Source organism: Streptomyces sp. NPDC048191 (assembly GCF_040652655.1).
Classification (GTDB): domain Bacteria; phylum Actinomycetota; class Actinomycetes; order Streptomycetales; family Streptomycetaceae; genus Streptomyces.
Genome location: NZ_JBEZMO010000007.1, coordinates 200271 through 224616 on the forward strand (window position 1 = coordinate 200271; position 24346 = coordinate 224616).

Here is a 24346-nt window from a genome sequence, read left to right on the forward strand (position 1 = left end):
GTCCTGCGCCTTGCCCAGCTTGTCGCTCATGCGCTCACCGCTCCCTTCGGCCGGCCCAGGGAGAGCATGTTGGCCCTCACCTTCTGCCACGGCGTCGGCGGCAGCTGGCGGCTGGAACCGCGGGCGTAGTACCGCTCGATGTAGTACTGGCCGACGCTCAGGACGGACGTCATGATCAGGTACCAGGCCGCGGCGAGGAAGTACATCTCCACCGGGGCTCCGGAGTTCTGGCCGATGTCCTGGGCGTAGCGGAACAGCTCGGGGAACTGGACGGCCGCCACCAGCGAGGTCGTCTTCAGCATGTTGATGACCTCGTTGCCCGTCGGCGGCACGATCACCCGCATCGCCTGCGGGATGATCACCCGGCGCAGGGTCCTGCCGTGGCTCATGCCCAGCGCGTGGGCCGCCTCGGTCTGGCCCTCGTCCACCGCGAGCAGGCCCGCCCGGCAGATCTCGGCCATGTACGCCGCCTCGTTCAGGCCCAGGCCGAGCAGCGCCGTCAGCAGCGGCGTCATGAAGTTCGACCAGTAGTCCTTGTAGAACGGCATCAGGTTGATGTAGTGGAAGACCAGGCCCAGGTTGAACCACAGGAACAGCTGGACCAGGACCGGCGTGCCGCGGAAGAACCAGATGTAGAACCAGGCGATGGCCGAGGTCACCGGGTTCTTCGACAGCCGCATCACCGCGAGGAGGATGCCGCCGACGATGCCGATCAGCATCGACAGGACCGTCAGCATGAGGGTCTTGTAGACACCGGTCATGATCCGGTGGTCGAAGAAGTAGTCCGGCACCGCCTGCCAGTTGATGTCGCCCTGGCTGAAGGCGTAGATGATCGCGACGAGGAGCGCGATGGCGATGACGGCGGCTATGTACCGGCCGTAGTGCCGGACCGGGATGGCCCTGATGGCCTCGGGGCCGCCGGCCGGGGGAGCGGGGCTCTTCCCGGCGCCCTCCCCGGCCGTCTTCTCGATGTCAGTCACGGGTGTTGCCTCTCAGTGGCCGCTTCTGCCGCTCGCGCGGGTCACTTGCCGCCGTTGAGCACGGACTCCTTGACGGCGCCGTCCTGGGCGCCCCACTTCTGGAGGATCTTCGCGTACTCGCCGTTCTTGATGATCGCGTTCATCGCGGCCTGCAACGCGTCCCGCAGCTGGGTGTCCTTCTTGGCCACGGCGATGCCGTACGGGGCCGCCTCGACCTGCTGGCCGACGATCTGGAAGTCCTTGCCGCCGCCCGAGGTCTTCACCGCGTAGGCGGCCACCGGGAAGTCGGAGGAGGCGGCGTCCACACCGCCCGAGCGCAGCCGGGTCTGGGACTGCTGGTCGTCGTCGAAGGGCTCGATGGTGAGCTTCTTGCCGCCCGGACACTTCTTGGCCTCCTGCTTGGCCAGGTCCTCCGAGACGGTGCCGCGCTCCACGGCGATCTTCTTGCCGCACAGGTCCGACCAGCCGGTGATGCCCTGCGTGTCGCCCTTGCGGGTGTAGATGGAGACGCCGGCGGTCAGGTAGTCGACGAAGTCGACGCCCTCGCCGACCTTCTTGCCCGTGTCCGGGTCGACGCCCTGCTGGCGGTTCTTGTTGTCGGTCATGGCCGACATCGCGATGTCGTAGCGGCCCGAGCGCAGACCGGTGAGCAGGGCGTCGAACGTGCCGTTCTGGAACTCCAGCGTCACGCCGAGCTGCTTGCCCATGGCCGCGGCGAGGTCCGGGTCGAGACCGACGGCCTTGCCGGAGGAGTCCTTGAACTCCACCGGGGCGTACGCGATGTCGGAACCGACCTCGATCTTGCCCTTGTCCCTGATTTCCTTCGGGAGCTTGTCGGCCAGCGGGGCGCCGGCCGTGGAGGCGCTGCCGGAGTCCTTGCTCTTGTCCTTGGTCTGGTCACCGCAGCCGGTGAGCAGCAGGGCGCCCGCGACCGCGATCGCACCTACCGCTGCCAGAGGGGAGCGTGCGGCGGTCGTACGACGGGTGGAGCTTGCGGTCATCGTGGTTCCTCCGGCGGATGGGAAGGTGCCGATAGGTCAGCGAGAGCACACACCTTCGGGTGTCGCGACCTCGTGGGTTTACCGCATCTTGCCATTCGGACTACGCCGTTCAGGGGGGCGCTTATGTCAAAATCGGATAACGGGTCACCCCCGAACCGCATCAGGTCGGTACATCCTTGGTCGTTCACCACCGAACCATCTGCGGGAATCCAGCCTTCCGACCGGAAAATCTTCGGCGCATCTCACGATGTGGTCCATGCCTGGGCCCACGCACCAGCGCTTTCGCGCGCTCCGCGCGTTCGTCGGCCACGCGTCATCTCCGTGTGGCTTTCCGGTCCCCCGATGTGACCTTGCACCTAATGGACTCGTCCTCGGCACGGTCCGTCCGGTAAGAAGGTTCTTTACACCCCTCATCCGGGGCTCAGGGCGCGTGTGCGGCGCGCCCGTCGCGTATGGCCCGTACGTATCAGCAATCGGGCGGTACGCGGTGCCCGCCCACCCCTCACCAGGAGTGGTCGACCCTCAAACCATGCATACCTAAGGGGTACAACAAAGTGGCAGCGGAGATCGTCAATCCTCGCAGCGACAGCAAAACGGACCAGGACGGCGGGGCCGAGCCCCTCGATTCCTTCGATCCGGCGTTCGCGCTGCACCGCGGCGGCAAGATGGCCGTGCAGGCCACCGTGCCGGTCCGCGACAAGGACGACCTTTCCCTCGCGTACACGCCCGGCGTCGCGCGCGTGTGCACCGCGATCGCGGAACAGCCGGAGCTCGTCAACGACTACACGTGGAAGTCGTCGGTGGTCGCCGTCGTGACCGACGGTACGGCCGTGCTCGGACTCGGGGACATCGGTCCCCAGGCCTCCCTCCCCGTGATGGAGGGCAAGGCCATCCTCTTCAAGCAGTTCGGCGGGGTCGACGCGGTCCCGATCGCGCTCGACTGCACCGACGTGGAGGACATCGTCGAGACCGTCGTCCGGCTCGCCCCGTCCTTCGGCGGAGTGAACCTGGAGGACATCTCGGCGCCCCGGTGCTTCGAGATCGAGCGCCGGCTCCAGGAGCGCCTGGACATCCCGGTCTTCCACGACGACCAGCACGGTACGGCCGTCGTGACGCTCGCCGCGCTGCGCAATGCGGCGCGGCTCAGCGGACGTGAGATCGGGCAGTTGCGGGCCGTCATCTCGGGCGCCGGCGCGGCCGGTGTCGCCATCGCCAAGATGCTGGTCGAGGCCGGCATCGGGGACGTGGCGGTGGCGGACCGCAAGGGCGTCGTCTCGGCCGACCGGGAGGACCTGACCCCGGTCAAGCGGGAGCTCGCGGGCTTCACCAACAAGGCCGGCATCACCGGCTCGCTGGAGGACGCCCTCGCGGGCGCCGACGTCTTCATCGGCGTCTCCGGCGGTACGGTCCCGGAGGAGGCCGTCGCCTCCATGGCCAAGGGCGCCTTCGTGTTCGCGATGGCCAACCCGAACCCCGAGGTGCACCCGGACGTCGCCGCCAAGTACGCGGCCGTGGTCGCGACCGGGCGGTCGGACTTCCCGAACCAGATCAACAACGTGCTGGCGTTCCCGGGCATCTTCGCGGGCGCGCTGCAGGTGCGGGCCTCCCGGATCACCGAGGGCATGAAGATCGCCGCCGCCGAGGCGCTGGCCGCGGTGGTGGGCGACGATCTCGCCGCCGACTACGTGATTCCGTCGCCGTTCGACGAGCGGGTCGCTCCCGCGGTGACGGCCGCGGTCGCCGCCGCGGCTCGCGCCGAGGGCGTTGCCCGTCGCTGACGCCGGCTGTGAATGGCCCCGTCCCTTCGGACGGGGCCATTTTCCTTCCCGTCCGCCCGCTCGGCCTCACGTGTGGTGAGGACGCCCCTGACGGCGCGGGTGGCGGGCGCTGCGCCGCACGGGTGCCCGTGCGCAAGAGGGCATGTGTCACAGGGGCGCATGGTTCCGTACGGTGAGCTGCGGCACCTATCGTCGGCTGCATGTTCGCTGTCTACGCCGCCCGAATCGACCGCGACCAGCCGCTCACCGGCCTGGAGTTGGGGGAGCGTCCGGCCCCCGAGGCCCGGCCCGGCTGGAGCACCATCACTGTGCGGGCCGCTTCCCTCAACCACCACGACCTCTGGTCCCTGCGGGGCGTCGGCCTCCCGGAGGACCGGCTGCCGATGATCCTCGGCTGCGACGCCGCCGGTGTCGACGAGGACGGCAACGAGGTCGTCCTGCACTCCGTCATCGGCCAGAGCGGCCACGGCGTCGGCCCGAACGAGCCGCGCTCCATCCTCACCGAGCGCTACCAGGGCACCTTCGCCGAACAGGTCGCCGTGCCGACCTGGAACGTGCTGCCCAAGCCCAGGGAGCTGTCCTTCGCCGAGGCCGCCTGTCTGCCGACGGCCTGGCTGACGGCGTACCGGATGCTCTTCACCAACGCCGGGGTACGGCCCGGGGACTCGGTGCTCGTGCAGGGCGCGGGCGGCGGTGTCGCCACGGCCGCGATCGTGCTCGGCAAGGCGGCGGGCCTCCGCGTCTTCGCCACCAGCCGGGACGAGGCCAAGCGGAAGCGGGCCCTGGAGCTGGGGGCCGTGGAGGCCGTGGAGTCCGGGGCGCGGCTGCCGCAGCGGGTGGACGCCGTCATCGAGACCGTGGGTGCCGCGACCTGGTCCCACTCGGTGAAGTCCCTGCGGCCGGGCGGGACGATCGTCATCTCCGGTGCCACCAGCGGGGACCGGCCCTCGCACGCCGAGCTGACCCGGATCTTCTTCCTGGAGCTGAAGGTCGTCGGCTCCACCATGGGCACCAAGGACGAGCTGGAGGACCTGCTCTCCTTCTGCGCCGCCACCGGCGTACGGCCCGTCATCGACGAGGAGCTGCCCCTGGACCGGGCCCGTGAGGGCTTCGAACGGCTCGCGGCCGGGGACCAGTTCGGGAAGATCGTGCTCACCAACTCCTGAGGGTTTCGCGGCAGGTGGGCTGTGGGGCGGGTCCGGATGTCCGGGCCCGCCCCTCGCGTACGGTGCTGTCAACTTTGATTGACATGGCCGGGTTGTCAACGTAAGTTGACATCATGACCGAGGCAACCGATCTCGCCGAGCGCGCCGGCGACCGTGATCCGCGGGTCGGACTGCGGGCCGTGGCCGCGCTGCGCAGGCTGCTGGAGCAGCTGGAGGCGGTACAGGTGCGCAGTGCGCGCAATCAGGGCTGGTCGTGGCAGGAGATCGCCGCGGAGCTCGGTGTCAGCAGGCAGGCCGTGCACAAGAAGTACGGGAGGCAGTGATGTTCGAACGCTTCACCAAGGACGCCCGCGAGGTCGTGCAGGGCGCGGTCGCCCACTGCGCACGCTCGGGTGCGCGGACCGTCGGCGCCGAGCACATGCTGCTCGCCCTGCTCGACCGTGAGAGCGGCCGTGCCTCCTTCACGCTGACCGCCCTCGGGCTCGCCGGGCGCAAGGCGTCCGTACGGGACGCACTCGGCGAGGCCCGGCGGCGGGGTGGGCTGTCGCGGGCCGAGTCGGACGCACTGGCAGGGCTCGGAATCGACGTCTCGGAGATCGTCGCCCGGGTCGAGGAAGCACACGGTGTCGGGGCGATGGCCGGGGACGCCGAGGACCGGCGCCGGTGGTCGGGACGCGGGCCGGGCTTCGGCCGGGACGCCAAGGCGGTGCTGGTGAAGGCGCTGCGGGTCGCCGTGGCCCAGCACGACCGGCACATCGGCGACGAGCACATCCTGCTCGCGCTGACCGTGCTGCCCGGGCCGGCCGTAGAGGTGCTGGCCGATCACGGGGTGACGTACACGTCGGTGACCCGCATGCTGTACGGCGCCGGAGAGGCGCAGGCCGGCTGAGACACCGGCCGACCGCGCCCCGCCCGGTCCGGGGTCAGTCCTCCGGTGTCCGCAGGATCGCACCGATGTGGGCCGCTGCCGTCGACAGGTGGCGGCGGGCCTCCCGGAGCTGGGTGGGGCTGACTCCGTGGTCGCGGGCCGCGTCGCGGATGTCGTCGCGGAAGCGGTCCAGGAGGCGGTCCAGATCGCGGGTCGGCTCCCCCGTGAAGTCCTCGTGCGCCCAGGAGGGTTCGTAGGCGGCCGGGAAGTCCTCGGCCGGGGAGACGTACTGCGGGGCGGCGGGCGCCGGGGTGGGCACGGAATGGGGAGCCGGTCCCCCGGCCGGGCGCGCAGAGGTCCAGTTCTTGCCGAAGTCGCCCAGCTCCCTGGCCAGTTCGGACAGGCCCTCGCGCACGCCCGTCGGCCAGTCGCCCTGGGTGAAGTGGTCCTGAACGCGGTCCTGGACCTGACGGGCGATGCGCTGCATCTCCTCCTGCGCCTGGGCCCGCGCCCGCGCCTGCGCCTCCTGGGCCTGGTGGCGGGCCCGCTGGGCCTCCTCGCGGGCCCGGCGGCTCTCGTCCTTGGCCCGGCGGGCCTGCTCCTTCCACTCCTGCTTGACCCGGCGCATCTCCTCCTTGGCGGCCCGCCAGGCCTCCTTGTCGGTGGCGTCGCCGTACTCCCCGGCGGGGCCCGCCGCACCCGTCCTCGCGCTCCGGCGGGCCTCGGTCGCGGCCGCGCGCATCTCGCGGCGCAGGTCGCCGGCCGCGCCGCGCACGTCGGCTCTGATCTCGGCGGCCAGTTCCGCGACCGACTCGCGGATCTCCAGCTCCAGGTCGGCCAACTCGCCGCTGCGGTCGGCCAGTTCGGCACGGCCCGCGTCCGTGATGGCGTACACCTTGCGGCCGCCCTCAGTGGTGTGCGTGACCAGTCCCTCGGCCTCCAGCTTGGCCAGGCGGGGGTAGACCGTGCCCGCCGACGGCGCGTACAGCCCCTGGAAGCGTTCCTCGAGGAGCCTGATCACCTCGTAGCCGTGGCGCGGGGCCTCGTCGAGCAGCTTGAGCAGATACAGGCGGAGGCGCCCGTGGGCGAAGACGGGGGGCATGTCAGAGCACCTTCTTGTCGGTCGTGCCGTCGGCCGGGGCGTCGGTGGCGCCGGTGCCCTGTCCGGAGAAGGAATTCTCCCCCGGGCCGGCCGGGGCGTCGGCGGCGGGGGCCGTGCCGGGGTTCCGTGGGGGCTCGGCGGGTCCGGAGCCCCGCGGGGTGCCCGCCTCGTCCTCGTGCGGCGGGCGGCGGAGCAGGGCGATCGAGCCGGAGACCGTGGTGGCCCGGAGTCTGCCCGTGCCCGCACCGAGGCGACCGGTGATCTTGTGGGCGCCCCACTGGCCGTGCACCCGCAGTCCGTCGAAGGCGTTGGAGATCGTGCCGCTCGCGGTGTTCGCCTCCACCTCGGCGTCGCCCGGGTGGGGCAGGCGGATGGCGATCTCGCCGGAGACGCTGGTGAGGCTGACGTCCGTGGGGCCGTCCGGGTCCAGGTCGACGATCATGGATCCGCTGACGGAGTCGGCGCGGACGGAGCGGCCGGAGCCCTCGACCACCGTCAGGTCCCCGGAGACCGACTTGAACCGCAGGTCGCCGGTGACGGCCTGGGCCTCCAGATTCCCCGAGACGGTGTCCGCGTGCACCGGGCCCGAGAGGCCGACCAGGGTGGTGTCGCCGGTCACCCCCTTGACCACCGCGGGGCCGCGGACGCCGGAGACGACCGCGCCGGCGCCGACCACGCCGACCTCCACGCGGGTGTCGGCGGGGACCGCCAGGGAGACGACGGCACTGCGCCGCCAGCCCTTGCGGTCGAGCCACTTGAGGAAGCCCTTCCAGGGCAGGTCCTCGTAGGCCACCGTGAGGGCGTCGCCCTGCTGGGTGACCACCAGGGGCGGCCCTTCGATCTCGGAGATCTCGAGGCGGGCGGAACCCTCGTCCGTGCCCACCACGTTGACTGTTCCGTTGACTATGCGGACCTGGAGGTCGCTCACGCGAGTGTCGAAAGTCAGCTTCTGGGGCTCGGTGACGGACCACTCGGGCATGGGAGACCTCCTGGACGGGGCACGGGTCGCGACACGCCATATCGCGTCCTCTGAGAATCACGATATATCGCGGCTACCGGAAGTCAAGCCACCCATTCGTGTGAACACCCCCGCTCCGTGCGAGCGCCCCCGCCCGCGTGGGCCGCGCCGGGACCGGCAGGCGACCTCGCACGCCGCCGCGGCCGGGACACGTCCTACCCTGGGGGAGTAGGCCCGTCCCGTCAGGAGCGAGAGTTGTACTTCACCGACCGTGGCATCGAGGAGCTGGAGAAGCGGCGCGGCGAGGAGGAGGTCACCTTCGAGTGGCTCGCCGAGCAGCTGCGCACGTTCGTCGATCTCAACCCGGACTTCGAGGTGCCGGTGGAGCGCCTGGCGACCTGGCTGGCGCGGCTGGACGACGAGGACGACGAGTAGCGCGGGCGCGTAGTCCTGCGAGCGGGCCGCTCGGCCGGGAGGCGGCAGGGCGGCCCGCGCGGGTGCTGGGCGACGCCCCTGTCCTCACCATCAGACCGCGGCCCGGCCGAGGGCTGAGGGTGAGGACTCCGAGCCCCAGCCGATCCGATCCCGTACCGGAAAGGGCCCGGCCCCGAGTCGCTGTGAACTCGGGGCCGGGCCCTGTCTTCGGCTGAACCGCCGGAGGCCTACGCCTCGAAGACCTCACGCACCAGCTGCTCCTGCTCGGCCTGGTGCCGCTTGGCGGAGCCGACCGCCGGGGACGAGGAGTGCGGACGCGAGATGCGCCGCAGCCGCTCGCCGTGCGGGACGTCCGCACCGACCGCGAGGTCCAGGTGGTCGATCAGGTTGAGCGCGATGAACGGCCAGGCACCCTGGTTCGCCGGCTCCTCCTGCGCCCACAGGTACTTCTCGGCGTTCGGGTACTTCTTGATCTCCGCCTGGAGCTCGGCACCCGGCAGCGGGTACAGCCGCTCGATGCGGATGATCGCCGTGTCCGTGACGCCGCGCTTGACCCGCTCGGCCTCCAGGTCGTAGTACAGCTTGCCGGCCACGAAGACGACCTTGCGGACGGCGGCCGGGTCCGCGGTGGCGTCGCCGATGACGGGGCGGAACTGACCCGACGTGAACTCCTCCGTCTTCGACGCGGCCGCCTTCAGGCGCAGCATCGACTTCGGGGTGAAGACCACCAGCGGCTTGTGGTGCGGGTTGTGCACCTGCCACCGCAGGAGGTGGAAGTAGTTCGACGGGAGGGTCGGCATCGCGACCGTCATGTTGTTCTGGGCGCAGAGCTGCAGGAAGCGCTCGACACGGGCCGAGGAGTGGTCCGGGCCCTGGCCTTCGTAGCCGTGGGGGAGCAGGAGGGTGACGCCGGACGTCTGGCCCCACTTCTGCTCCGCCGCCGAGATGTACTCGTCGACCACCGTCTGCGCGCCGTTGACGAAGTCGCCGAACTGCGCCTCCCACATGACGAGCGCGTCGGGGCGGGCCAGCGAGTAGCCGTACTCGAAGCCCATGACCGCGTACTCGGACAGCAGGGAGTTGTAGACGTTGTACCGCGCCTGCTCCTCGGCGAGGTACATCAGCGGCGTGAACTCCTCGCCCGTCTCGCGGTCGATGAGGACAGCGTGGCGCTGGCCGAAGGTGCCGCGCTGGGAGTCCTGGCCGGACAGGCGGACCGGGGTGCCCTCCAGGAGGAGGGAGCCGACCGCGAGGGTCTCGCCCATGCCCCAGTCGATCGTGCCGTCCTCGACCATCGTCGCCCGGCGCTGCAGCTGCGGCAGCAGACGCGGGTGGACGTGGAAGGAGTCGGGGATGTTGACCTGGGACTCGGCGATCCGCTTCACGACCTCCGTGGAGATCGCGGTGTTCACGGCGACGGGGAAGTCCGCCTGGGGGTCCGACACCGGGCCGGAGGCCGGCTGGGACGTGGCCTCGCGGACCTCCGTGAAGACCTTCTCCAGCTGGCCCTGGTAGTCCTGCAGGGCCTGCTCGGCCTCTTCCAGGGTGATGTCGCCGCGACCGATCAGGGACTCGGTGTACAGCTTGCGCACCGAGCGCTTCTTGTCGATCAGGTCGTACATCAGCGGCTGGGTGAAGGCCGGGTTGTCCGACTCGTTGTGACCGCGGCGCCGGTAGCAGATGAGGTCGATCACCACGTCCTTGTTGAACGCCTGGCGGAACTCGAAGGCGAGCCGCGCGACGCGGACCACGGCCTCCGGGTCGTCGCCGTTCACGTGGAAGATCGGGGCCTCGATCATGCGCGCCACGTCCGTCGCGTACATGGAGGAACGCGAGGACTCGGGGGCCGCGGTGAAGCCGACCTGGTTGTTGATGACGATGTGGACCGTGCCGCCGGTGCGGTAGCCGCGCAGCTGCGACATGTTCAGGGTCTCGGCCACCACGCCCTGGCCCGCGAAGGCCGCGTCGCCGTGGATCGCCACCGGCAGGACCGTGAAGTCCGTGCCGCCCTTGTTGATGATGTCCTGCTTGGCGCGGGCGATGCCCTCGATGACTGGGTCGACCGTCTCCAGGTGGGACGGGTTGGCGGCCAGCGAGACCGCGATCTGCTCGCCGTCCAGGCCCGTGAAGGTGCCGCGGGCGCCCAGGTGGTACTTCACGTCGCCGGAGCCGTGCATCGACTTCGGGTCGAGGTTGCCCTCGAACTCGCGGAAGATCTGCGCGTACGACTTGCCGACGATGTTCGCCAGCACGTTCAGGCGGCCACGGTGGGCCATGCCGATGACGACCTCGTCCAGGCGGGACTCGGCCGCGGAGTCGATCACCGCGTCGAGCAGCGGGATGACGGACTCGCCGCCCTCCAGCGAGAAGCGCTTCTGGCCGACGTACTTCGTCTGCAGGAAGGTCTCGAAGGCCTCCGCCGCGTTCAGGCGGCGCAGGATCCGCAGCTGCTCCTCGCGCTCCGGCTTGGAGTGGCCGCGCTCGACCCGGTCCTGGATCCACTTGCGCTGCTTGGGGTCCTGGATGTGCATGAACTCGATGCCGGTGGTGCGGCAGTACGAGTCGCGGAGCACGCCGAGGATGTCGCGCAGCTTCATCATCGACTTGCCGGCGAAGCCGCCGACGGCGAACTCGCGCTCCAGGTCCCACAGGGTGAGGCCGTGCTCGACGATGTCCAGGTCGGGGTGCTTGCGCTGGCGGTACTCCAGCGGGTCGGTGTCGGCCATGACGTGGCCGCGGACCCGGTAGGAGTGGATCAGCTCGAAGACGCGGGCGGCCTTGGTGACGTCGTCGTCGTGGCTGGCGTCGATGTCCTTGAGCCAGCGGACCGGCTCGTACGGAATCCGCAGGGCCTCGAAGATGTCGTCGTAGAAGCCGTTCTCGCCGAGCAGCAGGTTCGCGACCTGGCGCAGGAACTCGCCGGAGGCGGCGCCCTGGATCACCCGGTGGTCGTAGGTCGACGTGAGCGTCATGACCTTCGAGATGCCGAGCTTGTTCAGGGTGTCCTGGCTGGTGCCCTGGAACTCCGCCGGGTAGTCCATGGAGCCGACGCCCATGATCACGGACTGGCCGGGCATCAGACGCGGCACGGAGTGGACGGTGCCCAGGCCGCCGGGGTTGGTCAGGGAGACCGTGACACCGGTGAAGTCGTCCATCGTCAGCTTGCCGTCACGGGCGCGGCGGACGATGTCCTCGTAGGCCTGCCAGAACTCGAAGAAGTTCAGCGTCTCGGCCTTCTTGATGGCGGCCACGACGAGCTGGCGGTCGCCGTTGGGCTTCACCAGGTCGATGGCCAGGCCGAGGTTGACGTGCGCCGGCTTGACGAGGGTCGGCTTGCCGTCCTTCTCGCCGAAGGACCAGTTCATCGACGGCATGGCCTTGATGGCCTGCACCATCGCGTACCCGATGAGGTGCGTGAAGGAGATCTTCCCGCCCCGGGCGCGCTTGAGGTGGTTGTTGATGACGATCCGGTTGTCGAACAGCAGCTTCACCGGGACCGCGCGGACCGACGTGGCGGTCGGCAGCTCCAGCGAGGCGTTCATGTTCTTCGCGACGGCGGCGGCCGGGCCGCGCAGCGTGATCAGCTCCGGGCCCGTGGGGGCCTCGGCGGCCGGGGCGGGCTTCGCGGCTGCCGGCTTCGGCTGGGCCGGCGCCTGTGCGGGCGTCGCCGGCTTGGCCGGGGCGGGGGCCGCGGCCTTCGCCGCGGGAGCCGGGGCCGGAGCCGCGGCGGGCTTCGGGGCGGCCGCGGGAGCCGGGGCGGCGGCCTGGGGGGCCGGAGCCGCGGGCTGGGCCGGAGGGGCCGTGGGGGCTGCGGCCCCCGCGGCCGCAGTACCCGCCGCAGCCGGGGTGGCAGGAGCCCCCGGCTTGTAATCGGCGAAGAAGTCCCACCAGGCGCGGTCTACCGAATTCGGGTCCTGGAGGTACTGCTGATAGATCTCGTCGACGAGCCACTCGTTCGGACCGAACGCGGCAGCGGGGTTCTTCCCGGCTTGGTCGTCGGTCGAGACGCTCTGGTTACTGGGGGACTGTGGCGACACGGCGGCAACCGCCCTCTTCCGCTTCACAAGGTGATGGACAGCGGAAATAAAGGCTACGCCCCCAGGGCCGGGAAGGTCAGGCTGAGCAAGGTCATCGTCGCGTAAGTCACATCGAAAATCTTGTTTCAGGGCTTGATATGGCGGGAAACAAGCGTGGTTCCGCATGTGAGAGGGTGCGCGGGCTCCGGCCCGTCGCTCCGTCCTGCTGCGGATCGGGCGGGCCTGCTCCTGATCACACGTGTCCAGCTGCACCGAGGGGCCGCGGACGCTCGTGGATCTTGTGCTTCCGGTTCGAACTTTACGTCAACTTGAGACGGAAGACAGGCCCGGGAGGGTGACGATGATCCGGCAGCCCCGCTCGGATTCGGCCACACCGATCCGGCCGCCGTGCAGATCCACCGCCCAGCGGGCGATCGCCAGCCCGAGGCCCGTACCGCCGTCGCTGCCGGGGCCGTGCGGCCGGGTCACGGCGCCCCGGTTGAACCGCTCGAACACCCGGTGCCACTCCGACCTCGGGATGCCGGGGCCCTCGTCCAGGACCTCCAGCTCCAGCGACTCCGGCAGCGGACCGCGCCGCGCCTTCACCGTCACCCGGCCGTGTGGCGGGCTGTGCTTGACCGCGTTGTCGATCAGATTGGCGACGACCTGGTGGATCCGCTCGGGATCCGCGTGCGCGGTCAGCTCCGGCGGGGAGACGTCCAGGTGCAGATGGACGTCCGTACGGGTGTGGCTCCCGGAGCCGGAGGCGATGCCCGCGCGCGCCGAGGCCACCATGTTGGCCTCCTTCAGCACGCCCGAGAGATACGGCCACACCTCGAAGCGGCGCATCTTCAGCGGTACGACGCCGTTGTCGAGCCGGGACAGGTCCAGCAGGGTCTCCACGAGCCGGCCGAGCCGCTCGGTCTGCTTCAGGGCCGTCCGCATGGTCTCGGGGTCGGCCTCGGTGACCCCGTCGACGATGTTCTCCAGCACCGCGCGCAGTCCGGCGATCGGCGTGCGCAGCTCGTGCGAGACGTTCGCCACCAGCTCCTTGCGCTGGCGGTCCTGGGCCTCCAGCTCGTCCGCCATGACGTTGATCGTCTGGGCCAGGTCGCCCAGCTCGTCCCGGCGGCCCCGGCCCACCCGGCGGGTGTAGTTGCCCTGGGAGATCGACCGCGCCACCGCGTTCATCTCGTCCAGCGGCATGGTCAGCGAATGCGCCACGAACTGCGTGATCAGCAGGGTGGCGATCATCGAGAAGACCGTGATGAAGCGCAGCTCGGTCTTGGTGTGCACCGCGATCACCGACAGACCGGTGGTGATCAGCACCGAGATGACGACCAGCGCGCCGAGCTTGGTCTTGATCGAGAACGGGCGTACGCCGCCCCAGGGATCCTCCCCGGGGCTCCTCCGTGCGGTCTGACGCCCGTCACTGCTCATGGGGTGGGCGTCTCCAGGGCGTACCCCACGCCGTGCACGGTACGGATCCGCTCCGCGCCGATCTTCCGGCGCAGCGCCTTGATGTGGCTGTCGACGGTACGGGTGCCGGAGGCGTCGGCCCAGTCCCACACCTCGGCCAGCAACTGCTCCCGGGAGAGCACCGCACGCGGGGTGTTCGCCAGGCACACCAGCAGGTCGAACTCGGTGGGCGTGAGGTGGACGTCCTCGGACTTCACCCGCACCCGGCGCTGCGCGTGGTCGATCTCCAGCTCACCGAGGCGCAGGATGCCGGAGCGCGGTGTGGTCGCGGCCAGGGCCGCCCGCTCCACCCGGCGCAGCAGCACGTGCACCCGGGCCGCCAGCTCCCGCATGGAGAACGGCTTGGTCATGTAGTCGTCCGCGCCGACCCCGAGACCGACCAGCATGTCCGTCTCGTCGTCGCGTGCGGTCAGCATCAGCACCGGCACCGGCCGCTGCGCCTGGACCCGCCGGCAGACCTCGAGGCCGTCGAAGCCCGGCAGCATGATGTCGAGGATCAGCAGGTCGGGCTGCCAGGCCTCGGCTGTGTCGACGGCGGCCGGGCCGTCCGTCGCGGTCTGTACGAGAAATCCCTCGGCGCGCAGCCGGGCCGCGATGGCGTCGACGATCGTGGGATCGTCCTCGACGACCAGCACCCGGCGCTGTGCGCCCGGGGTGGTCGTCGCCGCGCCGCTCTGGGAGGTGTGTGTCTGCTCCATCGCCCGCCCCTGCTTGTTGCTTTCCGGAACCCGTGGGGTGATCCCATGTCTGCGATTGACGCTTGAATGATCCGCGTCAGGGCAGCACCCTACGGGGATCCACCATGCTGTCGCTATCCAGGGCGGACGGCGAGGTGCACGGCGTCCGGAACGCCCCGGGCAACCGGCACCTCTTCGGTACGCACCTGCTGGAACCCGGCATTCCGCAAGCTTCCTTCAAATTCCGGAGAGGGTTCAGCGGACCACACGGCGAGCACCCCGCCCGGGGTCAACGCCCTTGCGCAGGCCGCGAGTCCGGTCGGCGAGTAGAGGCTGTCGTTGTCGTCGGTGACCGTCCAGCCGGGTCCGTTGTCGATGTCCAGGCAGAGTGCGTCGAACGTGTCGGATGTCTCATTGACGAACGCCAGGAGATCGTCCTCCACGATCTCGGTGCGCGGATCGCCGAGCGCGCCCGCGGAGACCTGCGCGAGCGGCCCGTCCCGGTGCCAGCCGATGACGGCGGGCTCCCGCTCCACCACGGTGATCCGCCCCCACCGGGGATCCTCCGCTGCATGTGCGAGTGAGAATCCCACACCCAGCCCTCCGATCAGCACGTTCGGCCGTGGCCGCCCGTCCAGTGCCGCGTACGCGGCGTCGACCAGCAACCGCTCCGAGCGGCCGTCGGAGGTGTCCATGAGGAAGCAGCCGTTGGCGATGATCTGCAGCAGTGCTCCGTGCCGGCGCAGCACCACCTCGCCGTACGGGCCGTCGCGCCGGTCGAGGACCACGGGGAAGTCGTTGACGGCAGTCATGCCCCCATCCTGCTTGAACGCGCCTTGACGTTCACGGGAATTGCGGACGGCGGCACGGCGACTCGAACATGTTCGCCGACGTCGATCACCAGTTCCCTCGATGCGGACGCCTCCGGAGCATGAGAGGTTGCTGTGAATCGGCTCTCGCGTGGCGTCGGTCATAGACAGCGGCCCCCGGAACACGAAGGGTTGGGCACGACGGAAGGAGTGCCGCACCGTGGATCGGACCGCGACGGGCCCTGCGGCGGCCGCGTCCCCGCCCCTGCCGGGCGCGCCCCTTGCGGACGGCACCGCCGCCGTCCCGGCCCCCGTGCTCGCGGAGCTGCTGGACGGCATGCCACGCCAGCGGCAGGCCACGGCCCCCGGTCCGGCTCCGGTCCCCGTCGAAGTGCCCTCGGCTGTACGGGTTCCGCGCCCGTGGCGTCTGCTGCCCACTCCCGCAGGCACCCCTTTCACCTTCGGCTACACGGCCGTCCTGGCCGTCACCTCCCTGGTCGCGGCCCTGGCCGACCCCGGGCTGGTGCACTCCCTCTACCAGGACTCCAGCACGGACGTGGCGCATCTGGTGCGCTCGCCCGTACTGGTACTGCTGGCGAGCGCGCTGTGGATCGCGGGCGGCGTCCTGTCGCCGTACGCGGTGGCGTTCGTGCTGGTGCTCACCGCGCTGGAGCGCCGCATAGGCGGTGCGCGGGCGGCCTGCGTCTTCCTCGCCGGGCATGTCCTGGCCACGCTCGCCACCGAGGTCCCGGTGGGCCTGGCCGTCCTGGCCGGCCACCTCCCCGTCACCTCGCTGCACCGGCTCGACTACGGCATCAGCTTCGGCGTGGCCGCCAGCATCGGTTCCCTGGCGGGCCTGCTCCGCCCCTGGCTGCGCTGGCCCCTGCTCACGCTGACGGCCGGCCTCCTGCTGAACGACCTGATCGCGTTCCTGGATCCCATGACCAACTGGGGCCACCTGATCGCGCTGACGATAGGCATGACGACCTGGCCCCTCGTACGCCGGTGGGCGCAGCGCGCCTAGGGGCGCACGCAACCACGCCACATCCGCGCGGGCGCACGGCCCTTGCGAGGTGCATCCCCCTCGGCGGACTTGATCGCTCAGAGCGAACAGGCGAAGGGAACACCAGCCCGCCCCCAGAGGTTGAGTCGGCATAGCTCAAGTTGACTGCCTAAGGGGAGATCATGGCTGCTGAGTCACCGGCGTTCACGCTGACCCTGCCCGTGCTGCCGCTCGACGACGAGGTCGTGCTGCCCGGGATGGTGGTTCCGCTGGACCTGAGCGACGCCGAGGTCCGGGCCGCGGTGGAGGCCGCGCAGGCCGCCGCCCGGTCGGAGCCGGGCAAGCCCAGGGTGCTGCTGGTGCCACGCATCGACGGCACGTACGCGAAGACCGGTGTGCTGGGCACGGTCGAGCAGGTCGGCCGGCTGGCCGACGGTGACCCGGGGGCTCTGATCCGCGGCCGGAGCCGCGTGCGGATCGGCGCGGGCACCACCGGTCCCGGTGCGGCCCTGTGGGTCGAGGGCGCGCGGGTCGAGGAGGCCGTGCCGGAGCCGCTGCCCGGTCAGGTCGCCGAACTCGTCAAGGAGTACAAGGCCCTCGCCACCAACTGGCTGAAGAAGCGCGGTGCCTGGCAGGTGGTGGACCGCGTCCAGGCCATCGACGACGTCTCCGCCCTCGCCGACAACTCCGGCTACTCGCCGTTCCTCACCATCGAACAGAAGGTCGAACTGCTGGAGACCGCCGACCCGGCGGCCCGGCTCAAGCTCGCCACGCAGCAGCTCCGCGACCACCTCGCCGAGCAGGACGTGGCCGAGACCATCGCCAAGGACGTCCAGGAGGGCGTCGACAAGCAGCAGCGCGAGTTCCTGCTCCGCCGCCAGCTGGAGGCCGTCCGCAAGGAACTGCGCGAGCTGAACGGCGACAGCAAGGACACGGCCGAGGAGTCCGACGACTACCGCGCGCGCGTGGAGGCCGCCGACCTGCCGGAGAAGGTCCGCGAGGCCGCGCTCAAGGAGGTCGACAAGCTGGAACGGTCCAGCGACCAGTCCCCGGAGGGCTCCTGGATCCGCACCTGGCTGGACACCGTCCTGGAGATGCCCTGGAACGAGCGGACCGAGGACGCGTACGACATCCAGGGCGCCAAGGCGATCCTGGACGCCGAGCACGCGGGCCTGCAGGACGTGAAGGAGCGCATCACCGAGTACCTCGCGGTACGCAAGCGGCGCAGTGAGCGCGGGCTGGGTGTCATCGGCGGCCGGCGCGGCGGTGCCGTGCTCGCCCTGGTGGGCCCGCCCGGTGTCGGCAAGACCAGCCTGGGCGAGTCCGTCGCGCACGCCATGGGCCGCAAGTTCGTCCGCGTCGCCCTCGGCGGCGTCCGTGACGAGGCCGAGGTCCGCGGCCACCGCCGTACGTACGTCGGCGCGCTGCCCGGCCGGATCGTGCGGGCCGTCAAGGAGGCCGGGTCGATGAACCCGGTGGTCCTGCTGGACGAGATCGACAAGGTGGGCTCCGACTTCCGCGGCGACCCGGCCGCGGCCCTGCTCGAAGTCCTGGACCCGGCGCAGAACCACACCTTCCGGGACCACTACCTGGAGGTCGAACTCGACCTGTCCGACGTGGTCTTCCTGGCCACCGCCAACGTCCTGGAGGCCATCCCGGAGGCGCTCGCCGACCGTATGGAGATCGTCCGCCTGGACGGCTACACCGAGGACGAGAAGGTCGTCATCGCCCGCGACCACCTGCTCCCGCGCCAGCTGGAGCGGGCGGGACTCGCCGAGGACGAGGTCACGCTGGACGAGAGCGCCCTGCGCAAGCTGGCCGGCGAGTACACCCGCGAGGCGGGCGTGCGCACCCTGGAGCGGTCGATCGCGCGGCTGCTCCGCAAGGTCGCGGCCCAGCACGAACTCGGCGAGCGGGAGCTGCCGTTCACCGTCCGCGACGAGGACCTGCGCGCCCTGCTCGGGCGCCCGCACCACGTACCCGAGTCCGCCCAGGACCCGGCCGAGCGCCGTACGTCCGTGCCCGGTGTGGCGACCGGTCTCGCGGTCACCGGCGCAGGGGGTGACGTGCTCTTCGTGGAGGCCTCACTGGCCGACCCGGAGACGGGCGCGGCCGGACTGACCCTGACCGGTCAGCTCGGTGACGTGATGAAGGAGTCGGCGCAGATCGCGCTGAGCTTCCTGCGCAGCCACGGCGCCGAACTGGAGCTCCCGGTCGGCGACCTCAAGGACCGGGGTGTGCACATCCACTTCCCGGCGGGCGCGGTCCCCAAGGACGGCCCGAGCGCCGGCATCACGATGACCACGGCGCTCGCCTCGCTGCTCTCCGGGCGGCTGGTCCGCACGGACGTGGCGATGACCGGCGAGGTCTCGTTGACCGGCCGGGTGCTGCCCATCGGCGGCGTGAAGCAGAAGCTGCTCGCCGCCCAGCGCGCCGGGGTGACCACCGTGATCATCCCCAAGCGCAACGAAGCCGACCTGGACGACGTCCCGGCCGAGGTGCTGGACAAGCTCGACGTCCACGCCGTGACCGACGTCCGCCAGGTCCTGGAGCTGGCTCTCGCACCCGCGACGAGCGAGGCGGAGCCGGAGGTTCCGGTAGCGGCGTGACGGACGCTGCCGGGTGAGCGAAGGCCCGGGTCCCCTGAGGGAGGCCCGGGCCTCGCATGCACCCATAACGGGACGGGCCGATAGAATTCAGACGTGAGTTGGCCCCCCAAGAGCCCCTCCGGCCTGATCGGGGCCGAGATCGCGGGTTACAGGGTGGAGCGCGAACTCGGCCGCGGCGGCATGGCGGTCGTCTACTGCGCCAGGGACCTGCGCCTCGGCCGGACGGTCGCCCTCAAGCTGCTCGCCCCGGAGTACACGCGCAACGACGCCTTCCGCCGCCGTTTCGTCCAGGAGTCCCGGGTGGCCGCCGCCATCGACCACCCCAACATCGTCCCCGTCTTCGAGGCCGGCGAGACCGACGGGATCCTCTATATCGCGATGTGTTACGTCTGCGGCCAGGACCTGCGCGCCCTGATCGACGACGAGGGCCGGCTGCCGGTGCCCACCGTGCTGCGCATCGCGGCCCAGCTGGCGTCCGCCCTCGACGCGGCCCACGCGCGCGACCTGGTGCACCGGGACGTCAAACCCGGCAACGTGCTCGTCGCCAAGGGCGTCGACAGCGATCACCCGGAGCACGTCTACCTCACCGACTTCGGGCTGGCGAAGAAGTCGCTGTCGCTCACCGGGTTCACCACCGCGGGCGAGTTCGTCGGCACCCTCGACTACGTGGCGCCCGAGCGGATCGGCGGGCGCCCGGTGGACGGCAGGGCCGACCTGTACAGCCTGGCCTGCGTGGTCCACGAGATGCTCGCGGGCGCCCCGCCCTTCCAGCGGGAGGACCACCTCGAACTGCTGTGGGCCCACCAGTACGACCCGCCGCCCCCGCTCAGCAAGGAGCGGCCCGACGTCCCGGTGACCGCCGACGACGTCCTGAGGCGCGCCCTGGCGAAGGCCCCGGGCGACCGCTACGGCTCCTGTCTGGAGTTCGTGGCGGCCCTGCGCGGTGTCATCGGTGAGGCGGGCCCGCCCCGGCGTACGCCGACGCTGGTGGACGCCCGCGTCACCGCGGATCCCTGCGCGGAGCAGGCCGCACATCCCTGCGCGGAGCCGGCCGCGGATCCCTGTGCGGAGCCGGCCGCGGATCCCGGCCCGCGGACCCGCACGGCCCACCACGCCGCGCCCGAGCCCCCCACCTGGGCCGGACCCGTCCTCAAGGGCCCGGCCGATGGGGCGCGCAGCTGAGTCGCCCGGCCTTATAACGGGCTTATTTCGCACGGTCAAGTCCCGAATCCTCGGAACGTGCCCCCTGCTGTGCCGATCATGCTTACTGGTTGTGCGGCCCCCACCGGAAAGGAAAGGGAACCGCAGGGTACAGCGGAAAAGAATTCCTCTGCCCAGTGCCCCGGATATTCGGAGCACGTCACACATATTCCGATTCAAAAATCAGGAGCAGAATCATGAACACCAACATCAAGACCACCGAGTCCGGTACCAAGCGTCGTCGTTTCTTTCTCGCCACCGCTGTCGCGTCCGCCGCAATCGCCGGTGGAGTACTCGTTCCGGCGGCCTCCGCGATGGCGGCCCCCGCCACCTCGGTCGCTTCCATGGCTGCTCACCACCACGGCCACTGCAACCCGCACAAGCCGGGCAACGCCCACGGTGGTAACGCCAAGACCGAGAACGGCGGCAACGCCAAGGGCGGCAACGCGAAGACCAAGGGCGGCGGCAACGCCACCGGCGGTAACGCCGAGACCCAGAACGGCGGCAATGCCACCGGCGGTAACGCCGAGACGCAGAATGGCGGCGACGCCACTGGTGGTAACGCCAGGACCGACAACGGTGGGGACGCCACCGGCGGTAACGCGCGGACCGACAACGGCGGGAACGCGCAGGGCGGTGGCGCCGAGACGCAGAACGGCGGTGACGCCACTGGTGGTAACGCCAGGACCGACAACGGTGGTGACGCCACCGGCGGTAACGCGCAGACCGACAACGGCGGGAACGCGAAGGGCGGTGACGCCGAGACGCACAGCGGCGGTGACGCCACCGGTGGTGACGCGACGAGCCAGAACGGCGGAGACGCCACCGGCGGCGACGCCGTGGCCGACTGACCCGGGCGCCACAGCGGGCCGTGGGTGAGGGCCCGGCCGGCTGGGCGGAAAGGACCGCGAAGGTCATGACCGCCCGGCCGGCCGGCCGAAGCCCCCGGCGCGCGAACCACACAGCAGACCGGATTTGCCGAGAAGTTCCGAAAACCCTTCCGTCCCGCCGTATCCGATTCATCGCCCCCCGATCCACCGCCACGCCGTCCGATTCATTTCGACGGGCTCGGCAGCACCAGAAAAGAAGGACCTGGACCACCATGAAGGAAAACACCTGGACCCGTCGACTGGTCGTGGTCACCGCGTCCGCCCTCCTGAGCGGCGGCGTCATGATGTCGGCGAGTACTGCCTTCGCCGCTCCCGTCCTGGGAACGGTCGTCTCCGGTGACCACGGGCACCACCACGACGACCACTCCAAGCACGGCAAGGATCACCGCGGTCATCGCGGACATGGGGATCACGACGGTCACGGCCGCCACGGCGACGGCGACGGACACGACAAGGACTGCCGCGCCGGCAACGCCACCGGCGGCAACGGGACCGGCGGCGATGCCCAGATCTGCCAGGCCCCCGGCGGCACCGGCACGGGGGGCACCGGCCGGGGCAGCTGCGGCGGCCGCAGCAAGAACGGCACCGGTACCAACGGCAAGAACGGGCCGAACTGCCCCGACGGACCCCCGCCGTCGTCCGGCGGAAAGGAGACGCCCCCGCCCACGACCGAGCCCAAGTCCCACCCGGACCCCTCGCCCACTCCGGACCCCTCGTCCAGCCCCGACCCCTCGTCCCACCCGGACCCGTCCACCTACCCGGACCCGTCGTCCAACCCCGACCCCTCCTCCAACCCCGACCCCTCCTCCAACCCCGACCCCTCCTCCAACCCTGACCCGTCGTCCAACCCGGACCCCTCCTCCAACCCCGCGCCGGCAGACCCCGGACCGGTGGTGAACTGAGGAACCGTCCCGCACAACGAACCATCCCGGCCTCGCGCCGCGTCATCCGCCCCGTCGCTCCCCGCGGCGGGGCGGCGCCGTATGCGTGCCCGGTGTCAGGGGGCGGTGAGCGACTGCTCCGCCCACACCGTCTTGCCGATCCGGTCGTGCCGGGTGCCCCAGCGGTGGGCGAGCTGGGCGACCAGCAGCAGGCCCCGTCCGCCCTCGTCGAAGATGCGGGCGCGCCGCATGTGCGGGGTGGTGGTGCTGCAGTCGTACACCTCGCAGATCAGGGTCGAGTCCTGGTGGATCAGCCGGAGCTGGATGGGCGGGCGGCCGTAGCGGATGGCGTTGGTGACCAGTTCGCTGACCATCAGCTCGGTGGGGAAGGAGGCCTCGGCCAGGCCCCACGCGGACAGCTGGTCGCAGGCGAGGCGGCGGGCGCGGGAGACGTCCTCGGGGTCGTCCGCCAGCTCCCAGGCGACGACCCGGTCCTCGTGCAGGACCCGGGTGCGGGCGACGAGCAGGGCGATGTCGTCGTCGGGGCGGTGGGTCAGCAGGGCGGTGAGCACGTGGTCGCAGACCGCGTCGAGCGACGACGCGGGCCGGCCGAGCGCGGCGAACATCTTGTCCAGCGCCTCGTCGATGTCGTGCTCGCGGGCCTCGAACAGCCCGTCGGTGTACAGGGCGAGCAGGCTGCCCTCGGGCAGTTCGGTCTCGATGGCCTCGAAGGGCAGCCCGCCGAGCCCGAGCGGCGGACCCGCGGGCACGTCCAGGAAACGCACGGCGCCGTCCGGTGTGACCACGGCGGGCGGCGGATGGCCCGCCCGGGCCAGGGTGCACCGGCGCGAGACCGGGTCGTAGACGGCGTACAGACAGGTGGTGCCGATGCCACCGGCGGTCTCGGCGGACGGGTCCGCGCTGCCCTCGTCGGCGGCCAGCCGCAGGACCAGGTCGTCGAGGTGGGTGAGGAGTTCGTCGGCGGGCAGATCGACGTCGGCCAGGGTGCGCACGGCGGTGCGCAGCCGGCCCATGGTCGCCGAGGCGCGGATGCCGTGGCCCACCACATCGCCGACGACGAGCGCCACCCGCGCCCCGGACAGCGGGATCACGTCGAACCAGTCGCCGCCCACGCCGGCCCGGGTGGCCGCGGGCAGATAGCGGGTGGCGATCTCCAGGGCCGCCTGGTCGGGCAGGGTGTGCGGAAGCAGGCTCTGCTGGAGGGCCATGGTCGTGGTGCGGCTGCGCGAGTAGGCGCGGGCCTGCTGGATGCCGGCGGCCGCCTTGGCCGTGAACTCCTGGGCCAGCCGCAGATCCTCCGGACCGAACCGCTCCCGGCCCGGCCGCCGGCCGAACAGCGCCACTCCGAGCGTGCTGCCCTGGGTGAGCAGCGGCACCGCCAGCAGCGAGTGTGCGCCGGACGCCCGCAGCCACGCCGCGCCCGGGTCCACCGCCACCCACTCGGCGACGATCGCGTCCGTCGTGTCGTACAGCAGCGGACGGCCCGCCGCCAGGCACTGGGCCGGAGGGGAGTCCGACGGGCAGACGACCGCCCCGCCCACGCCGGTGCCGTAGGCGGGTCCCTCGCCGTTCGGGACGACGCGCAGCGCGGCGCGGCGCAGCACCACCGGGCCGGGCAGCGGGGCGGGCTCCTCGCCGGGGCCCAGAGGGGAGTCGAGCAGGTCGACCGTCACGGCGTCGGCGAGCCGCGGGACCGTGACCTCGCCGAGCTCCTGTGCGGCGCGGGCCTGGTCCGCGGCCATGCCGACGCGCGAGCTCTCGCGCGACGGGCGCTGCCGGGCGGCGGTCTCCTGGGTGGGCGACTGGGTGGACAGGCAGACGGCGCGCACCCGGCCGCCTGCGTCCTTCAGCGGGGTGAACACGGCACCGCGGCCGAGGTCCGGGCCGAGCCGGGCCGGGCAGACCTGCGGCCGCCCGGAATCCAGTGCGAGCCGCATCGACCGGGCGGCTTCCTCGCTCGCGGCGCCGGGCGCGATGTGCGGCAGCCGCAGCCCGCGCATCGCGGCCTCGGGCAGGGCGAGGGCGTGTTCCATCCGGCGGTTGGCGCGTACGAGCCGCAGGTCGCCGTCGAAGATCGCCAGCGGGAACGGGGACTGCAGGAACGTCCACTCCTCCAGCGGTTCGCCCCGGGGCGGCTGCGTGCGGGCCGTCACGGCGCTCACCACGAGCCAGTCGGTGACGCCGGTGTCCGAGGTCCGGCGGTGCGCGAGCACGCCCAGCTCCAGGAGCCGGCCGTCGCGGTGCCACAGCGGGACGGTGCCGTTCCAGCGGGCGTTGCCGGTGGCGATCCGCCGGGCGGCCGAGCCGTCGGCGGCGAGCAGCACGGCGGCGGGGCGTCCGACGACGGTGGGGGAGTCGTACCCGAGCAGCCGTTGTGCGCCCTCGCTCCAGCTGGTGACGATGCCCTGCTCATCGATGGTGGCCGTGGCCGTGTACGTCGACTGTCGCTCCATCGCCGCTCATCTCGCCCTTG

The 24346-nt window shown here is 71.2% G+C and carries 19 protein-coding genes; 10 read left to right on the plus strand and 9 right to left on the minus strand.

Annotated elements, in window-relative coordinates:
* Positions 1–26: 26 nt before the first annotated feature.
* Together AB0D93_RS14800 and AB0D93_RS14805 are read right to left on the minus strand one after the other, a co-directional pair.
* Complete coding sequence (locus AB0D93_RS14800; RefSeq protein WP_362118746.1) at positions 27–980, minus strand: amino acid ABC transporter permease; 954 nt, start codon at positions 978–980, stop codon at positions 27–29.
* Between the two features lie 41 nt (positions 981–1021).
* Entirely contained in the window at positions 1022–1981 is a 960-nt protein-coding gene (locus tag AB0D93_RS14805; RefSeq protein WP_362118749.1) for an ABC transporter substrate-binding protein, read from the minus strand.
* Between the two features lie 554 nt (positions 1982–2535).
* Here AB0D93_RS14805 and AB0D93_RS14810 point away from each other — a divergent pair.
* The 4 genes from AB0D93_RS14810 (at position 2536) to AB0D93_RS14825 (ending at position 5814) form a co-directional block, all read left to right on the plus strand.
* Positions 2536–3759, plus strand: a complete 1224-nt coding sequence (locus AB0D93_RS14810) for an NADP-dependent malic enzyme (RefSeq protein ID WP_362118752.1) — start codon at positions 2536–2538, stop codon at positions 3757–3759.
* Between the two features lie 200 nt (positions 3760–3959).
* Positions 3960–4925, plus strand: coding sequence for a zinc-binding dehydrogenase (locus AB0D93_RS14815; RefSeq protein WP_362118755.1), 966 nt, complete (start codon positions 3960–3962; stop codon positions 4923–4925).
* 113 nt (positions 4926–5038) lie between these two features.
* Entirely contained in the window at positions 5039–5248 is a 210-nt protein-coding gene (locus AB0D93_RS14820) for an HTH domain-containing protein (protein ID WP_018571396.1), read from the plus strand.
* The gene (locus AB0D93_RS14825) at positions 5248–5814 is read left to right on the plus strand and encodes a Clp protease N-terminal domain-containing protein (RefSeq protein ID WP_362118758.1); all 567 of its coding nucleotides are present in this window, start codon (positions 5248–5250) and stop codon (positions 5812–5814) included. Before AB0D93_RS14820 ends, AB0D93_RS14825 begins: the two co-directional genes overlap by 1 nt.
* Before the next feature lie 34 nt (positions 5815–5848).
* On the opposite strand, the gene AB0D93_RS14830 is transcribed toward AB0D93_RS14825, so the two are convergent.
* Both AB0D93_RS14830 and AB0D93_RS14835 read right to left on the minus strand, forming a co-directional pair.
* Complete coding sequence (locus AB0D93_RS14830) at positions 5849–6895, minus strand: helix-turn-helix transcriptional regulator (protein WP_362118761.1); 1047 nt, start codon at positions 6893–6895, stop codon at positions 5849–5851.
* Between the two features lies 1 nt (position 6896).
* Positions 6897–7874, minus strand: coding sequence for a DUF4097 family beta strand repeat-containing protein (locus tag AB0D93_RS14835; RefSeq protein ID WP_362118764.1), 978 nt, complete (start codon positions 7872–7874; stop codon positions 6897–6899).
* Positions 7875–8108: 234 nt separating this feature from the next.
* On the opposite strand from AB0D93_RS14835, the gene AB0D93_RS14840 reads away from it, so the two are divergent.
* Entirely contained in the window at positions 8109–8288 is a 180-nt protein-coding gene (locus tag AB0D93_RS14840) for a DUF6104 family protein (protein WP_003992906.1), read from the plus strand.
* Between the two features lie 227 nt (positions 8289–8515).
* Here the strand turns inward: AB0D93_RS14840 and AB0D93_RS14845 are convergent, their stop codons facing one another.
* The 4 genes from AB0D93_RS14845 to AB0D93_RS14860 all read right to left on the minus strand — a co-directional run bounded on the left by AB0D93_RS14845 (position 8516) and on the right by AB0D93_RS14860 (position 15272).
* Positions 8516–12325 (minus strand): multifunctional oxoglutarate decarboxylase/oxoglutarate dehydrogenase thiamine pyrophosphate-binding subunit/dihydrolipoyllysine-residue succinyltransferase subunit, encoded by a 3810-nt coding sequence (locus AB0D93_RS14845; protein WP_362118769.1) that lies wholly within the window; start codon positions 12323–12325, stop codon positions 8516–8518.
* A gap of 303 nt (positions 12326–12628) precedes the next feature.
* Positions 12629–13744 carry an ATP-binding protein gene (locus tag AB0D93_RS14850; protein ID WP_362118772.1) on the minus strand — a complete coding sequence of 372 codons (1116 nt, stop codon included), beginning with the start codon at positions 13742–13744 and terminating at the stop codon, positions 12629–12631.
* Positions 13741–14481 carry a response regulator transcription factor gene (locus AB0D93_RS14855; RefSeq protein WP_362118775.1) on the minus strand — a complete coding sequence of 247 codons (741 nt, stop codon included), beginning with the start codon at positions 14479–14481 and terminating at the stop codon, positions 13741–13743. Before AB0D93_RS14855 ends, AB0D93_RS14850 begins: the two co-directional genes overlap by 4 nt.
* A 113-nt stretch (positions 14482–14594) precedes the next feature.
* Entirely contained in the window at positions 14595–15272 is a 678-nt protein-coding gene (locus AB0D93_RS14860; protein ID WP_362118778.1) for a spermidine synthase, read from the minus strand.
* A 217-nt stretch (positions 15273–15489) separates the two neighbouring features.
* On the opposite strand from AB0D93_RS14860, the gene AB0D93_RS14865 reads away from it, so the two are divergent.
* The 5 genes from AB0D93_RS14865 to AB0D93_RS14885 all read left to right on the plus strand — a co-directional run bounded on the left by AB0D93_RS14865 (position 15490) and on the right by AB0D93_RS14885 (position 21873).
* Positions 15490–16293, plus strand: a complete 804-nt coding sequence (locus AB0D93_RS14865) for a rhomboid-like protein (protein WP_362118781.1) — start codon at positions 15490–15492, stop codon at positions 16291–16293.
* A 161-nt stretch (positions 16294–16454) separates the two neighbouring features.
* Positions 16455–18881 (plus strand): endopeptidase La, encoded by a 2427-nt coding sequence (gene lon / locus AB0D93_RS14870; protein WP_362118784.1) that lies wholly within the window; start codon positions 16455–16457, stop codon positions 18879–18881.
* 93 nt (positions 18882–18974) lie between these two features.
* On the plus strand, positions 18975–20063 hold the full coding sequence (locus tag AB0D93_RS14875) for a serine/threonine-protein kinase (protein ID WP_362118788.1): 1089 nt from the start codon (positions 18975–18977) through the stop codon (positions 20061–20063).
* A 215-nt stretch (positions 20064–20278) separates the two neighbouring features.
* Entirely contained in the window at positions 20279–20932 is a 654-nt protein-coding gene (locus AB0D93_RS14880; RefSeq protein WP_362118791.1) for a hypothetical protein, read from the plus strand.
* 251 nt (positions 20933–21183) lie between these two features.
* Entirely contained in the window at positions 21184–21873 is a 690-nt protein-coding gene (locus AB0D93_RS14885; RefSeq protein ID WP_362118794.1) for a hypothetical protein, read from the plus strand.
* Between the two features lie 95 nt (positions 21874–21968).
* Here the strand turns inward: AB0D93_RS14885 and AB0D93_RS14890 are convergent, their stop codons facing one another.
* On the minus strand, positions 21969–24326 hold the full coding sequence (locus AB0D93_RS14890) for a SpoIIE family protein phosphatase (protein ID WP_362118797.1): 2358 nt from the start codon (positions 24324–24326) through the stop codon (positions 21969–21971).
* Positions 24327–24346 lie beyond the last annotated feature (20 nt).